This is a genomic window from Streptomyces sp. NPDC005408 (genome assembly GCF_040606445.1).
Taxonomy (GTDB): domain Bacteria; phylum Actinomycetota; class Actinomycetes; order Streptomycetales; family Streptomycetaceae; genus Streptomyces.
The window spans coordinates 1-15,354 of sequence record NZ_JBEXEX010000002.1 but is presented as its reverse complement, the minus strand read 5'-3'; the positions used below and the strand labels follow the sequence as shown (position 1 = coordinate 15,354).

Annotated in this window: 12 protein-coding genes; 9 read left to right on the top strand and 3 right to left on the bottom strand. The window is 69.4% G+C overall.

Annotated elements, in window-relative coordinates:
• The first annotated feature begins 44 nt into the window (after positions 1–44).
• From ABZS64_RS02110 to ABZS64_RS02085, 6 genes are all read left to right on the top strand, one after another.
• The gene (locus ABZS64_RS02110; RefSeq protein ID WP_355822138.1) at positions 45–1,661 is read left to right on the top strand and encodes an L-lactate permease; all 1,617 of its coding nucleotides are present in this window, start codon (positions 45–47) and stop codon (positions 1,659–1,661) included.
• Positions 1,662–1,730: 69 nt separating this feature from the next.
• Positions 1,731–3,095, top strand: a complete 1,365-nt coding sequence (locus ABZS64_RS02105; protein WP_355822136.1) for a phosphomannomutase/phosphoglucomutase — start codon at positions 1,731–1,733, stop codon at positions 3,093–3,095.
• 293 nt (positions 3,096–3,388) lie between these two features.
• Positions 3,389–3,571 carry a Trm112 family protein gene (locus tag ABZS64_RS02100; RefSeq protein ID WP_355822134.1) on the top strand — a complete coding sequence of 61 codons (183 nt, stop codon included), beginning with the start codon at positions 3,389–3,391 and terminating at the stop codon, positions 3,569–3,571.
• Positions 3,572–3,605: 34 nt separating this feature from the next.
• Positions 3,606–4,742, top strand: a complete 1,137-nt coding sequence (locus ABZS64_RS02095; protein WP_355822132.1) for an SIS domain-containing protein — start codon at positions 3,606–3,608, stop codon at positions 4,740–4,742.
• Positions 4,743–4,829: 87 nt separating this feature from the next.
• A complete protein-coding gene (gene manA / locus ABZS64_RS02090; RefSeq protein WP_355822130.1) occupies positions 4,830–5,993 on the top strand; it encodes a mannose-6-phosphate isomerase, class I in 1,164 nt (387 codons plus the stop codon).
• A 96-nt stretch (positions 5,994–6,089) separates the two neighbouring features.
• Positions 6,090–7,067, top strand: coding sequence for a cation diffusion facilitator family transporter (locus ABZS64_RS02085; protein ID WP_355822128.1), 978 nt, complete (start codon positions 6,090–6,092; stop codon positions 7,065–7,067).
• A 78-nt stretch (positions 7,068–7,145) separates the two neighbouring features.
• Here ABZS64_RS02085 and lepB read toward each other — a convergent pair whose 3' ends face one another.
• The gene (gene lepB, locus ABZS64_RS02080) at positions 7,146–7,697 is read right to left on the bottom strand and encodes a signal peptidase I (protein ID WP_355822126.1); all 552 of its coding nucleotides are present in this window, start codon (positions 7,695–7,697) and stop codon (positions 7,146–7,148) included.
• 131 nt (positions 7,698–7,828) lie between these two features.
• Positions 7,829–9,889 (bottom strand): PTS fructose transporter subunit IIABC, encoded by a 2,061-nt coding sequence (locus ABZS64_RS02075; RefSeq protein ID WP_355822124.1) that lies wholly within the window; start codon positions 9,887–9,889, stop codon positions 7,829–7,831.
• 360 nt (positions 9,890–10,249) lie between these two features.
• On the opposite strand from ABZS64_RS02075, the gene ahcY reads away from it, so the two are divergent.
• The gene (gene ahcY, locus ABZS64_RS02070; protein ID WP_355822122.1) at positions 10,250–11,707 is read left to right on the top strand and encodes an adenosylhomocysteinase; all 1,458 of its coding nucleotides are present in this window, start codon (positions 10,250–10,252) and stop codon (positions 11,705–11,707) included.
• A gap of 178 nt (positions 11,708–11,885) precedes the next feature.
• Positions 11,886–12,500, top strand: coding sequence for a hypothetical protein (locus ABZS64_RS02065; protein WP_355822120.1), 615 nt, complete (start codon positions 11,886–11,888; stop codon positions 12,498–12,500).
• A gap of 20 nt (positions 12,501–12,520) precedes the next feature.
• Here the strand turns inward: ABZS64_RS02065 and ABZS64_RS02060 are convergent, their stop codons facing one another.
• Entirely contained in the window at positions 12,521–13,600 is a 1,080-nt protein-coding gene (locus ABZS64_RS02060; RefSeq protein WP_355822118.1) for an RDD family protein, read from the bottom strand.
• Positions 13,601–13,722: 122 nt separating this feature from the next.
• On the opposite strand from ABZS64_RS02060, the gene ABZS64_RS02055 reads away from it, so the two are divergent.
• A complete protein-coding gene (locus tag ABZS64_RS02055; protein WP_355822116.1) occupies positions 13,723–14,730 on the top strand; it encodes a stage II sporulation protein M in 1,008 nt (335 codons plus the stop codon).
• The last annotated feature ends 624 nt before the right edge of the window (positions 14,731–15,354 follow it).

Genomic DNA, 15,354 nt, shown 5'->3' with positions numbered 1-15,354 from the left:
GAGAAACCGCTTTCCACATCACGGAATCCGGAGGTAGGTCTGTCGTGTTCGTGCAGCAGCTGGAACCTGTCGCAGGCTCGCTCGCCCTGTCCGCTCTCGCCGCCGCACTCCCGCTGGTCACCGTTCTGGTGCTGCTCGGCGCCGTACGGATGAAAGCCCACCGCGCCGGACTCATCGGCTTCGCCGTCGCCGCGCTGGTCGCCTGGCTCGCGTACGGAATGCCGCTCGGGCAGACCCTCGCGGCCGGTGCACAGGGCGTGCTGTTCGGGCTCTTCCCCATCATGTGGATCGTCGTCAACGCCCTGTGGGTGTACCGGATGACGGTCCGTACGCAGCACTTCGACATCCTCCGGCGCTCCTTCGGGCGGCTCTCCGACGACCCCCGTATCCAGGCCCTCGTCGTCGCCTTCTGCTTCGGTGCGCTGCTCGAAGCCCTGGCCGGTTTCGGTGCGCCCGTCGCGATCTGTTCCGTGATGCTCGTCGCGCTCGGCTTCGACCCGGTCAAGGCGGCCGTCGTCTCGCTCGTCGCCAACACCGCTCCCGTCGCCTTCGGCGCCATGGGCACGCCCGTTGTGACGCTCGCTCAGGTCACCGGCCTGCCACTGGACTCGGTGGCCTCGGTGGTGGGGCGTCAGACGCCGCTGCTGGCCCTCGTCGTACCGCTGGTCCTGGTGGGCCTGGTCGACGGCAGGCGCGGGCTGCGCGAGACCTGGGCGCCCGCGCTGGCCTGCGGAGTCGCCTTCGCCGCTGCCCAGTTCGCGGCGGCCAACTATGTCTCTGCACAACTCGCTGACATCGGGGCGGCGTTGATCGGTGCGGCGGCGCTGGTCGCGGTGCCCGGTGCGCGCAAGCCGGCCGCCGAGCCGGTGCGGGCGGCGGTGCTCACGGGCGTACGGAGCGAGGACCTGGACCGCGAGGACCCGCAGCGTGAAGTGGTGCGCGCCTACGCCCCGTACGCACTCATCGTCGCGATCTTCTCCGTCGCCCAGATACCGCCGGTCAAGCGGCTGCTGGCGGAAGCGACGCGGATCTTCGACTGGCCGTTCCTCGATGTCGCGAACCCGGACGGGAAGCCGGTCGGCGCCAATGACTTCACCCTGCCGCTGATCTCGACGGGCGGGACGCTGGTGCTGCTGGCGGGTGTCGTGACGGCGTTCGTACTCGGCGTGGGCGGCAGGGACGCGGTGCGCGAATGGGCGGCGACCGTACGGGAGTTGCGGTACGCGATCCTCACCGTGACCTCCGTACTGGCACTCGCGTACGTCATGAACCTGTCCGGACAGGCCGCCTCCATCGGCCACTTCGTGGCAGCGGCGGGCGCGGGTCTGGCCTTCCTCTCGCCGGTGCTCGGCTGGTTCGGAGTCGCCGTCTCCGGCTCCGACACCTCCGCGAACGCGCTCTTCGGCGCGCTCCAAGTGACGGCGGCCCGCGAATCGGGCCTGTCTCCCGAACTGCTGGCGGCGGCGAACAGCTCCGGCGGCGTGCTCGGCAAGATGATCTCCCCGCAGAATCTGACGATCGCATGCGCGGCAGTGGGGCTGGCGGGGAAGGAGGGCGATCTGCTGCGCAAGGTGCTGCCGTGGAGCCTGGGACTGCTCCTGGTGATGTGTCTGATCGTGACGGCGCAGAGCACGCCGGTACTGGGCTGGATGCTCCCTTAGCTTGTGCGGGTACGTTGAGGCTTTGAGGTGACCGCAGAGACTTCAGGGACTTTCAGGAGGGTTGGGCCCGTGACTGCTGATCTGTCGCAGATCGTGAAGGCGTACGACGTCCGCGGGGTGGTGCCGGATCAGTGGGACGAGGCGCTGGCCGAACTGTTCGGGGCGGCCTTCGTCCAGGTGACGGACGCGGACGCGATCGTCGTCGGCCATGACATGCGGCCGTCGTCGCCGGGGCTCTCCGGGGCGTTCGCGCGGGGGGCCGCGGCCAGGGGTGCGGACGTCACGCTGATCGGGCTCTGCTCGACCGACCAGCTGTACTTCGCGTCGGGGCACTTCGGCCTCCCGGGTGCGATGTTCACGGCCTCGCACAACCCGGCGCAGTACAACGGCATCAAGATGTGCCGGGCGGGCGCGGCGCCGGTCGGCCAGGACACCGGCCTGGCGGACATCCGCCAACTGGTCGAATCCTGGTCCGGCCAGGGCGCGCCGGAGCCGGCGGCCGAGCCGGGCAAGGTGACGGAGCGCGACACGCTCACCGACTACGCGGCCCATCTGCTGTCGCTCGTCGACCTGTCGGCGATGCGCCCGCTGAAGGTGGTCGTGGACGCGGGCAACGGAATGGGCGGCCACACGGTCCCCACGGTGTTCGCGTCGCTGCCCGTCACACTCGTACCGATGTACTTCGAGCTCGACGGCACTTTCCCCAACCACGAGGCGAACCCGCTGGACCCGGCGAACATCGTCGACCTGCAGGCCCGCGTCCGGTCGGAGGGCGCGGACCTGGGCCTCGCCTTCGACGGCGACGCGGACCGCTGCTTCGTCGTGGACGAGCGCGGCGAGGGCATCTCGCCGTCGGCGATCACGGCGCTGGTCGCGGCCCGCGAACTGGCGAAGCACCCCGGCGGCACGGTGATCCACAACCTGATCACCTCGTGGTCGGTCCCGGAGGTCGTCCGCGAGAACGGCGGAACGCCGCAGCGCACGCGCGTCGGCCACTCCTTCATCAAGGAGGAGATGGCCCGTACGGGAGCGATCTTCGGCGGCGAGCACTCGGCGCACTACTACTTCCGCGACTTCTGGAACGCGGACACGGGCATGCTGGCGGCCCTCCACGTCCTGGCGGCCCTGGGCTCGCAGGACCGCCCGCTGTCGGCGCTGGTGGCGCAGTACGACCGCTACAAGGGCTCGGGCGAGATCAACTCCACGGTCGACGACCAGGCGGCCAGGACGGCGGCGGTGAAGGCGGCGTACGCGTCCCGCGGTGACGTGACGATCGACGAACTGGACGGCCTGACGGTCTCGACGGAGGACTGGTGGTTCAACCTTCGCCCGTCGAACACGGAACCGCTGCTGCGCCTGAACGTGGAGGCGCGGGACGAACAGACGATGGCGAAGGTGAGGGACGAGGTCCTGGGGCTGGTCCGGGGAGCGTGAGCTGAGGGGGCGGGCGTGGTTTCGGCGCGTCGGCCGGTACCGGGGGCGCGGCGACGACGCGGTCCGGGGTGGGCAGCCCCGGTTTCGGGTGGAGCGGGGGTGGGGAGAACCGCCCCCACGTCCCCCAGAACGCGCCGCACCCCTCCCCCCAGCGGTACGCTGACGTGGCCCAATCCGCAGACCTGCGACCGCCCGTTCGACCGGCGGCCGCACCCGATACACGGCGACCCGGATCACGCAAGCGACCGCGCCGCCACACGACGTATGCAAGCACCGAAGGGACACCCCCGCACATGCCGCTCGAAGCCGGCCTCCTCGAGATCCTCGCCTGCCCCGCCTGCCACGCCCCGCTGAGCGACAGCTCCGCAGCCGAGACCCCCGAGCTGATCTGCACGCGCAAGGACTGCGGCCTGGCCTACCCGGTACGGGACGGCATCCCCGTCCTCCTCGTCGACGAGGCACGCCGCCCCGCCTGACCCACCACCGCACGGCGATCGGAGGCCCAACCTCATGCTCGACGAGTCGCTCCTCGACGCTCCGGAAGACCTGGCCCGCGCGGATCGCCGAGGACTGCTCCGAGGCGCCGCCGAGGCAGGGGCGCGCGTACGCACCGCCGCCCGGCACGCCGCCGAGGCCGGTATCGCCGAGCTCAAGCCGGAGGGCCGCCCCCGCGCCGTTCTCGTCGCGGGCCCCGGCCATGCCGCCACCGGCGTCGCGGACCTGATCGGCGCCCTGGCCGGCGCCTCCGCCCCCGTCACCCGTCTGCACCCCACCGGCGTCGCCCCCGCCGCAGGCGCCCTGCGCTGGGCGCTTCCCGGCTGGGCGGGATCCGTGGACCTGCTGCTCATCGCGACCACCGACGGCAGCGAACCCGGCCTCGCCCTCCTCGCCGAGCAGGCGTACCGCCGCGGCTGCACCGTCGTCGCCGTCTCCCCCCAGCGCTCCCCGCTCTCCGAAGCCGTCGACGGCACGCACGGCATGGTCGTCCCGATGGCCACCGCCCCGCACGAGCTGTACGAGGAGACGCAGGCCGCGAGCCCCGGCGCCCTGTGGGCGCTGTTCACCCCGCTCCTGGTCCTCCTCGACCGGCTGGGTCTGCTCGAGGCATCCCCGGAGACGCTGGCCAAGGTGGCGGACCGCCTGGACAAGACCGCCGAACGGTGCGGCCCGGCCATCGCGACGTACAGCAATCCGGCGAAGACGCTCGCAGCCGAACTCGCCGACAGCCTTCCGCTGATCTGGACGGAGGGCGGGGGCGCCGGCCCCGCAGGCCGTCGCTTCGCCGCCGTACTGGCCGAGCTGGCCGGCTACCCCGCCCTCGCCGCCGAGCTGCCCGAGGCGCTGCCCGCGCACGGTGGGCTCCTCGTGGGCGACTTCGCCGCCGGGGCCGACCCCGAGGACTTCTTCCGCGACCGCGTCGAGGAGCCGCAGGCGCTGCGAGCCCGCGTCGTACTGCTCCGTGACCGCCCCGCAGGCGGCCTCACCGCAGCCCCCGCCGCCCGTGAACTCGCGCTCAGCCACGACACCCCGATCAGTGAGCTCGAACCGGACGACGGCAGCGACCTGGAGTCGATCGCCGAACTCCTCGCGGTCACCGACTTCGCAGCCGTCTACCTGGCCCTGGCGGGTTCCGCCCCCAACGCGTAACCGCCCTACGTTCCGTCACGCGTAACCGAAGCGCACAGACATCTCCAGGCGTAACCGTCACCACGAGAATCGGGAAGAACGAAGACCATGGACCGCCTCTCCAACACCGTGCGCCCCTACGCCTGGGGATCCACGACCGCCATCCCGGAGCTGCTCGGCATCGCCCCCACCGGCGAGCCCCAGGCCGAGATGTGGATGGGCGCCCACCCCGGAGCGCCCTCGCGCGTCACCCGCGACCATGACGAGCGGCCGCTCTCCGACGTCATCGCCGCCGACCCCGTACGCGAACTGGGCCCCGCGGCCGTCGAGAAGTTCGGCCCGCGTCTCCCCTTCCTCCTCAAGATCCTTGCGGCCGGCGCCCCTCTCTCCCTCCAGGTCCACCCCAACCTCGCCCAGGCGAAGGAGGGTTACGAGGCCGAGGAGCGCGCCGGCGTCCCGATCGACGCCCCGCACCGCAACTACAAGGACGCCAACCACAAGCCCGAACTGATCTGCGCGCTCACGCCCTTCGACGGCCTGTGCGGTTTCCGCGCGCCCCTCGAAGCCGCCGATCTCCTCGCCGGTCTCGACGTCGACTCGCTCAAGCCGTACGTCGACCTCCTGCACGCCCACCCGGAGGAGGCCGCGCTGCGCGAGGTCCTGACCGCGGTGCTGAGCGCGGACCCCGACGAGATGGCGGCCACCGTCACCGATGCCGCGGCCGCCTGCGAGCGTCTCGGCGGCGGCTACGCCCCGTACGCCTCGATCGCGCACCACTTCCCCGGCGACCCGGGGGTCATCGCCGCCATGCTGCTCAACTATGTCCAACTGCAGACCGGTGAGGCCCTGTTCCTCGGCGCCGGCGTCCCGCACGCCTACCTCAACGGTCTCGGCGTGGAGATCATGGCCAACTCGGACAATGTGCTGCGCTGCGGACTGACGCCGAAGCACGTGGACGTCCCCGAGCTGCTGCGTATCGTCCGTTTCGAGGCGAGCGACCCGGGCGTCCTGCGCCCCGAGGCATCTCCCTCGGGCGAAGAGGTCTACGAAACCCCGATCGACGAATTCCGCCTCTCCCGTTTTGTCCTCGCGGCCGGAGCCGAGCCCCGCGACCTGACGGCCCGCACCCCGCAGATCCTGCTCTGCACATCGGGCACGGTCCGCGCCGGTGAACTCGCCCTCGCCCCTGGTCAGTCCGCCTTCGTCCCGGCGGGCGAAAAGGCCGAAGTGTCCGGAGTCGGCACGGTCTTCCGCGCCACCGTGGTGGCCTGACGAGCCCTCGCCGCCCCGGGCTGCAACAATGGCCCACCGTAAAGGACGGGCAAAGCCCGGAACGGCGTACAGCGTACGAAGGGACTGCAGGAACAGATGAGCGCTTCAGGCGGAACAAAGGCGATCGTGGCGGCTCTTGCCGCCAACCTCGCGATCGCGGTGGCGAAGTTCGTGGCGTTCCTCTTCAGTGGCTCGTCCTCGATGCTCGCCGAAAGCGTTCACTCGGTCGCCGACTCCGGAAACCAGGGCCTCCTGCTGCTCGGCGGCAAGAAGGCCCAGCGTGAGGCGACCCCACAGCACCCCTTCGGTTACGGCCGCGAGCGCTACATCTACGCCTTCCTCGTCTCCATCGTGCTCTTCTCGGTCGGCGGCATGTTCGCTGTCTACGAGGGCTACACCAAGATCAAGCACCCGCACGAGATCGAGGCCTGGTACTGGCCGGTCGGCGTTCTCGTCTTCGCGATCATCGCCGAGTCCTTCTCCTTCCGTACGGCCATCAAGGAGTCCAACGAGACGCGCGGCAAGCGCTCCTGGACGGAGTTCGTGCGCCATGCGAAGGCCCCCGAGCTCCCGGTCGTCCTGCTCGAAGACCTGGGCGCGCTGGTCGGTCTGGTCCTGGCGCTCGGCGGCGTCGGCATCGCCCTGGCCACGGGCAATGGCGTCTGGGACGGCATCGGCACGCTCTGCATCGGCGTCCTGCTGATCCTTATCGCGCTCGTGCTCGCGGCCGAGACGAAGTCCCTGCTGCTGGGCGAGGCAGCCGGCACGGAAGAGGTCGAGAAGATCAAGGCGGCGGTCGTGGACGGTGAGGTGGTCACCGGCATCATCCACATGCGTACGCTCCACCTCGGCCCGGAGGAACTGCTGGTCGCAGCGAAGATCGCGGTACAGCACGACGACACGGCCGCCGAGGTCGCCAACGCGATCAACGCGGCCGAGGAGCGCATCCGCACCGCCGTGCCCATCGCGCGCGTGATCTACCTGGAGCCCGACATCTACAGCGAGTCTGCGGCCGCGGCGGGCATCAACCCGGCCAAGTCCCCGGGCGGCCCGGGCCCGGACGCCGCCCACTGACGGTCCGTACGACGAAGGCCCCCCGCCGACCGGCCGGGGGCCTTCTTCATGCCGTACGTGTACGAGTACGGGGCGCCCCTACGCGTACGACGAGAACGGGGGCGTCGGCGGTGCCACCGGGCGGGACAGCTTCCGGCCCACCAGCCAGCCGGCCAGCCCGCAGCCCGCTCCGATCAGGGCCAGCACGCGGCCGAGCACCACACCCGCAAAAAGCACGACCGCGCCGGTCCAGTCCTTGGTCAACCGTGCCGCTACCTGCGACTCCGCGATCGTGCCGGAGTCCTGATCGAGGAAGAAACGCGAGTCCCTCGAGTTCCCGCGGTTGTCCCCGAGCAGGAACAGCCGCCCGCGCGGCACCGTGACGCTGTACGAGCCGAAGCCCGCACGGGCATCGCCGCCACTCACATAGGGCTCCGGCAGGGGCTTGTCGTCCACGGTCACCCTGTCATCCGTACAGCACGCCACCCGGTCGCCGCCGTGCCCCCCAACGCGCGAGATCGTGCTGCCGCCCTGGTACCGGTCCGGCGCGCTGAAGAGGACGATGTCGCCCCGCTTGAGCTCCCCACGTCCGGCCTTCTCGAAGAGGAGCCTGTCGCCGCGGGTGGCTGTCGGCACCATGGAGTCACTCACGGCGGTGACGCCTGTGCCGCCGTATCTGTGGCCCCTCCCCGGAAAACCTGTGCCTGTGCGGGCGGAGGGTACAGCCCGGCCCCGCACGGTTGCTCGTACGGGGCCGGGCTTGGCACAGAAAGTCCGGCGAACTACCGGATCTCGCGCAGCACTTCGAGGATCGCCGCCTCATCGGCCGCGGCCGACAGCCGCTCCCGGAAACCGGTGTCCATGAGCTTGCGCGACAGCAACGCCAGGATCCGCAGGTGCTCGTCGCCCGCGGCCGCCTCCGGCACAGTGATCATGAAGATCAGCTTGGCCTTCGTACCGTCGAGCGAGCCCCACTCCACACCCTCCGCGGACCGCGCGAACCCGACGATCGGCTCGGTGACCGCGTCGGTCTTGGCGTGCGGAATGGCGATCTCCTCGCCGAGGCCAGTGGTGCCCTGCTCCTCGCGGGCGAACGCGGCCGCCACGAGCGCGTCGGGATCGGCGACCTTGCCGGTGGTGGCGAGCATCGCGGCCATCTCCCGGATGGCCGCGTCCTTGCTGTCGGCGTCGATCCGGACCTTCACGGTCTGCGCGGTCAGATACCCGGACAGCACCTCGCCCTCGTCCTCGCCCTCAGCTGGCTGTGCCGCTGCCTGCGTGGGCGTGGACGAACTCTCGGTACGTACGCCACCGGAGCCCGCGACCTCGGCGCCGACGCCCACGAGCACCGGTTCGGCCACCAGCGCACCCGCACCGGCGCCCGCCGTCGCAAGCGCAGCCGTTCCCCGACCCGCGCGCTCCTTGATGTCGATCAGCGCGTTCGTGGTGAGCGCGGTGACGAGGGTGCCGACGGCGACCGCCAGGAAGAACATCGGCACGCCACCCACCGCACCGAGCACGGCCACGATCGGCCCACCGTGCGGAACCGCATCCTGCACACTCGCCATACCGGCGATCGCACCGGCCACCGCGCCACCGAGCATGTTCGCCGGAATGACCTGCGCGGGCCGCGCAGCGGCGAACGGGATCGCACCCTCCGAAATGCCGAACATCCCCATGAAGAGCGCAGCCATACCGGTCTCCCGCTCCTGCTCGGAGTAGAGCCGGCGGCGCAGCAGCGTGGCGAGTCCCTGCCCGAGCGGCATGACCGGAATCGCGGCCGCGCACATGCCCATGACGGTCTGGTTCCCGGTGGCGATGAGCCCGGCACCGAAGAGGAACGCGGTCTTGTTGACCGGCCCGCCCATGTCGAACGCGATCATCAGCCCGAGAATCGCGCCCAGCAGGATCGCGCTGGTCCCGGTCATGCCGCTGAGCCAGTCGGTGAGATGCGTGAAGACCCACGAGATCGGCTTGCCGATGACGTAGATGAAGAACAGCCCCAGCGCCGTCGTCGCGACGATCGGGATCACGATGATCGGCATGATCGGCCGGACGAAGTTCGGAACCTTGACCTTCTTGATCCACAGCACCAGATAACCGGCCAGGAAGCCGGTGACGATCGCACCGATGAAGCCGGCGCCCGCCTTGGAGTCGTACAGCTCACCGGTGTTGGCGATCCAGCCGCCGATCATGCCCGGCACGAGCGCGGGCCGGTCGCCTATCGCGTAGGCGATGTAGCCGGACAGGATCGGCACCATGAGCGTGAAGCCGATGACACCGATGTCGAAGACATGAGCCCAGAACGTTCCCTCTGGAATGGCATAGCCCTTGGACGTCGCGTCACCGCCCAGCGCCAGCGAGATGGCGATGAGCAACCCGCCGACCACCACGAACGGGATCATGTACGAGACGCCGTTCATCAGCGCCTTGTACGCGACGCTGCGCTCCTTGCCGCCGCCACCCCCGGTGGTCGGCGCCGTGGCGCCTCCGCCCCCGCCGCCCGCTCCGTGCACGGGCGCGTTCTGCACCTGCTCGATCAGCCGCTCGGGGTGGTGAATGCCCTCGGCGACACCGACCGCCAGCACCTTCTTCCCCACGAACCGACTGCGGTCGACGTCCTTGTCCGCGGCGATGATGATGCCGTCGGCGTCTATGACATCGTTGTCAGAAAGTACATTTTCGGCGCCGATGGAACCTTGAGTCTCCACTTTCATCTCGACGCCGAGCGCATCCGCGGCCTGAGCCAGCTTCTCCGCAGCCATGTAGGTATGGGCGATGCCTGTCGGACAGGCAGTCACCGCGAGCAGCTTCAATGGCCGCTCGCCAGCCGGATTGGTCACGTGGTTCTCCTAACGCTGGGTGGCGCAGATCGTGCAGGTGCTCCCGATCCCGAGCATGGTGCAACACGCGGGCGCGACTTCAAAAGTGCCGGTGGAGCAACTTCACAGGGTCTACAGACCTTGGCCCGACTGGATCCCGGCCCCGGGGCGGGCTGGGGTCCGCCCGGTCGATCGGTGTAGATTCGTGACCAGAGTCAGACGTCGCTGCTGATGGCGGTCGGGCGGTGCCCCTCGCGGGACCGGCCGAGGGAGAGAGGGCCTCCGACGGACTGCAATGCGAGCGCCCGGGCATTCTTGTGTCCGCCGCCGCAGAGCCAGCCGTACCCACACCCTCGACCCACACCACGAGGAGCAGCTCGCATGTCGACTGTCGCCACTGGCCAGGACTTCAAGGTCGCCGACCTTTCCCTCGCCGCCTTCGGCCGCAAGGAGATCACCCTCGCCGAGCACGAGATGCCCGGCCTGATGTCGATCCGCAAGGAGTACGCCGCCACGCAGCCGCTCGCCGGTGCGCGGATCACCGGCTCCCTGCACATGACCGTGCAGACCGCCGTACTGATCGAGACCCTGGTCGCCCTCGGCGCCGAGGTCCGCTGGGCGTCCTGCAACATCTTCTCCACCCAGGACCACGCGGCCGCGGCCATCGCGGTCGGCCCGAACGGCACCCCGGAGGCCCCCCAGGGCGTCCCGGTCTTCGCTTGGAAGGGCGAGACGCTCGAGGAGTACTGGTGGTGCACGGAGCAGGCGCTGACCTGGCCGAACACCCCCACCGGCGGCCCGAACATGATCCTCGACGACGGTGGCGATGCCACCCTCCTCGTCCACAAGGGCGTTGAGTTCGAGAAGGCGGGCGCGGCCCCGGACCCCTCGACGGCGGACAGCGAGGAGTACCGCCACATCCTCACCCTGCTGAACCGCACCCTGGGCGAGTCCCCGCAGAAGTGGACCCAGCTGGCGTCCGAGATCCGCGGCGTCACCGAGGAGACCACGACCGGTGTGCACCGGCTGTACGAGATGCACCGCGACGGCACCCTCCTGTTCCCGGCGATCAACGTCAACGACGCTGTCACCAAGTCGAAGTTCGACAACAAGTACGGCTGCCGCCACTCCCTGATCGACGGCATCAACCGCGCCACCGACGTCCTGATCGGCGGCAAGACCGCCGTCGTCTGCGGCTACGGCGACGTGGGCAAGGGCTGCGCCGAGTCGCTGCGCGGCCAGGGCGCCCGGGTGATCGTCACGGAGATCGACCCGATCTGCGCGCTCCAGGCAGCCATGGACGGCTACCAGGTCACGACGCTCGACGAGGTCATCGACAAGGCCGACATCTTCGTCACGACCACGGGCAACAAGGACATCATCATGGCCGCGGACATGGCCAAGATGAAGCACCAGGCGATCGTGGGCAACATCGGCCACTTCGACAACGAGATCGACATGGCCGGCCTGGCGCAGATCCCGGGCATCGTCAAGGACGAGGTCAAGCCGCAGGTGCACACCTGGACATTCCCCGACGGCAAGGTCCTGATCCTGCTCTCCGAGGGCCGTCTGCTGAACCTGGGCAACGCGACCGGTCACCCCTCGTTCGTGATGTCCAACAGCTTCGCGGACCAGACGCTGGCCCAGATCGAGCTGTTCACCAAGCCCGAGGAGTACCCGACCGACGTCTACGTGCTGCCCAAGCACCTGGACGAGAAGGTCGCCCGGCTCCACCTGGACTCGCTCGGTGTGAAGCTGACGACGCTCCGCCCGGAACAGGCCGCCTACCTCGGCATCGAGGTCGAGGGCCCGTACAAGTCCGACCACTACCGCTACTGATCGGCCGCTGATCGGCTAGTGATCGACTGCTGACGCACCTCGGCAGCCACTCGGCGACAGGTACCAGCGGTACCAGGCAGGCCCCCGCACCCCCGTGTCGGGGGCCTGCCCCATACCCTCCCCGAACGGCTCCGGCTCCACGGCAAGAGCCTCACCGCACAAGGACACCTACGCCCCCATGCCCCGCGGCCGTTATTCGCTCCACGATCCGCACGACCACACCCCCCTCGGCGAAGAACACTTCCAATGCGCCCCCGGTCCCTCCGGCTGGCGTTACGTCTCCCAGATCACCACCCCCTCCGGCGACCACGCCGGCTCCGTCGATCTCGCCCTCGACGAACTCGGCCGTCCCATCCGTCTCGAACTCCACGCCGCGAGCTGGCAGGTCCGGGGTGCCGCCCTGGACGGCGTCACCTGGGTCCGTACCGACCCCACCGGCACTCACGCCACCGAAGGCAATGTCCGCGCCCATGCCTTCACCGGCAGTTCCCCCGCTTTCCTTGTCGCCACCGCACGTCTCCTGCGCCTCACCCCCGGCTCTCCGGCGACGCGCGTACGCCTCGTCGCCTTCACGGATCCTGTCCTCGCCCCCCGCACACTCGATCAGTCCTGGGCCCTGATGAAGAGTGAAGCGCATGGCACTGACAATGGCCCCCTGACCGTGGACGAATACCAGGTCAGCGCCCTGGACACGGGGGAGCAGCACATCGTGCACATCGCCGGGGACGTGGTCCTCGCGGCCCCCGGTATCGAACTCGAAGACCTCGAGAGCCCGCCTTCGGTCTTCCCCTGACGGCTTGGGCGGGCGGCGGCCTACGCGGGCGGCGCGAACCCCGTGACCGGCGGCGCCTCGCCCGCAGCCCGGGAGGGTTCGGCCTCGGCTGCCGCCCCAGGCGGCACAGTCGCCCCACGAGCACCCGCGGTTTCGCCATGCTCAACGGCCCCCGTCGGCGCCGAGTCCGCCACTATCCGGCCGGAAGGCCCCGGGCCCGTAGCCACCGGAGTCCATGCCCCCGCAGCGCCTGCCCCGACCGCGCCCGGCACGATCGCACCCGGAACCACCGCCCCCAGCACGACCGGTCCAGGCATCCCTGCTCCCTGCGGGCTGCGGCCGCCTGTCCCCGCACTGGCCCCGACACCCGCTCCCGCCGCGAAAGCCCGCCGCGCATCTCGCGCCTGCCGCTCATTCACCACGGCCGCCAGATACGCGGCCGGCGGCACCCCGTCCGGGGCCGGAGCCCCTGTGCAAGCTGCCAGGTCACCGGCCAGCCGAACCGCCATCGACCAGTTCACGGCGGGGTCAAGCTGCCTCATCCGCGTCAGGTACTGCCGTATCGCGAGCCACAGATCGTCCGGCACCCCCGACAGATCCAGCTCCGCGAACCGCCCCACGAGCCACGGCGGCGGAGGCGGTACCGCCATCCCCCGTGCGGCCGGCACCCTCTCCCTTATTACGAGCGTGCCCGCGAATACATCCCCGATCCGCCGTCCCCTGGCCGACACCAGCGATGCGATGGAGGCAATGACCCCGAGCGTCATGAGGATCTCCACCACGCCCATCGCTCCGCGCACCAGCGCGTGCCGGAACCGGATCGGCCCTCCATCGTCACGGACCACCCGCAGCCCGCAGGCAAGCTTCCCCAGCGAGCGCCCATGGCTGAGGGTCTCCACGGCTATCGGACCCCCGACCAGGACGAGCAGAAACGACGCGACCGACACAGCCATGACCGCGGCCTCGTCGAGCGATGCGGTCGCCAGCGCAAGCCCGATCGACACCATGAGATAGACGGCGAACACGACCGCAAGGTCGATCACGACAGCGAGCGCCCGGCTCGGCAGTTTCGCCGGCTGCAGCCCCAGTACGACCGCATCCCCCGTCACAAGCGCACTCACTGTTGCCTGCCCTTCACCGTCGACCTTCTCTGCCCCTTGATTGGTCAGTCTGCCAAGCTGGCCCGCAGCGCGCCGCAGTAGTACGGACCGTACGCACCCAGTGCCTGGAGCAGCAGCCGACCATGGACCTCGACGTCTTCGTGACCGCCCACCGTGCCGAGTGGGACCGCCTGGACCACCTTCTGCACCGGGGACGCCACCTCACCGGCGCCGAGGCCGACGAACTCGTCGCCCTCTACCAGCGCACAGCCACCCATCTCTCCCTTATTCAGTCCAGCGCCCCCGACCCGATGCTTACGGGCAGGCTCACCCAGCTCGTGGCCCGCGCCCGCTCCACCGTGACCGGCACTCGCCGTGCCACCTGGCGTGACGCGATCCGCTTCCTGACCGCCGGTTTCCCCGCGGCCGTCTACCGTTCCCGGCACTGGTGGATACCCACCGCGGTCCTCTCCACAGTTCTCGCCGCGATCATCGGCTGGTGGATCGGCACGCACCCGGAGGTCCAGGCGACGATCGCCGCTCCAGGCGAGCTCCGCCAGCTCACCCGCCCCGGCGGTGAGTACGAGACGTACTACTCCAGCCACCCCGCGGCCTCCTTCGCCGCCCAGGTCTGGACGAACAACGCCCAGGCCGCGGCCATGTGCCTGACCCTCGGCGCGTTCCTGTGCGTTCCGGTGATCTGGATCCTCTTCCTCAATGTGCTGAATCTCGGCGTCGGCATCGGCCTCATGTCGTCAGCGGGCCGCCTCGACACCTTCCTGGGCCTCGTCCTCCCGCACGGCCTGCTGGAACTCACAGCCGTCTTCGTCGCAGCGGGCACGGGCCTACGCCTGGGCTGGACGGTCATCGACCCCGGCCCCCAATCCCGCCGCACGGCCCTGGCCCAACAGGGCCGAGCGGCCATCGGCATGGCCATCGGGCTCGCCCTCGTCCTGTTCGTGTCGGGAGTGATCGAAGGCTTCGTCACGCCTTCGGGCCTGCCGACCTGGGGGCGCATCTCCATCGGGATCGCGGCCGAGCTGGCCTTTCTGGCGTACGTCTACATCCTGGGCGGCAGAGCGGTGCGAGAGGGTGAAACGGGCGACGTGGACGCGGCAGACCGCAGCGCCGAGCTCCCGGCCGCTGCCTGAGGTGCGACCACGCCTTCTGACCTGCTAGTCTCCTCTCCGCCCACAAAAACCGTTGACACGGGAGAAGTGGGGAGGTAGATTTGAACGGTTGCCTGGAACTGGACAAGTTCGAGTGCGACGGTTAGTGTCTCTCTCGCTCTCACCGGAAATTGAATTTCCGCAGAGCCTTCCGATTTTGAATCCGGATCACGAAGGTCGAGCCGATTAGCTCGACCGAAATGCTTCTGATAAAGTCGGGTCCAGCCGAAAGGCGAAAGGCCTTCCAACGGCCACTGGAATCGAATTTCTCACCGGAAACGGAACGGAAAAAGAGTCTGGTAAGGTTGGAAACGCAAGACCGAAGGGAAGCGCCCGGAGGAAAGCCCGAGAGGGTGAGTACAAAGGTAGCGTCCGTTCCTTGAGAACTCAACAGCGTGCCAAAAGTCAACGCCAGATATGTTGATACCCCGACCTGTTTCGGCAGGTTCGAGGTTCCTTTGAAAGCCCTTCCGCTTCGGCGGGAGGCATTTACACAGCGAGGACGCTGTGAACGATCGGTCTTATTCCGACCGGTCGTTCCGCTCTTATCGTGTGTGTGCACCGGATTACCGGTAAACATTCATGGAGAGTTTGATCCTGGCTCAG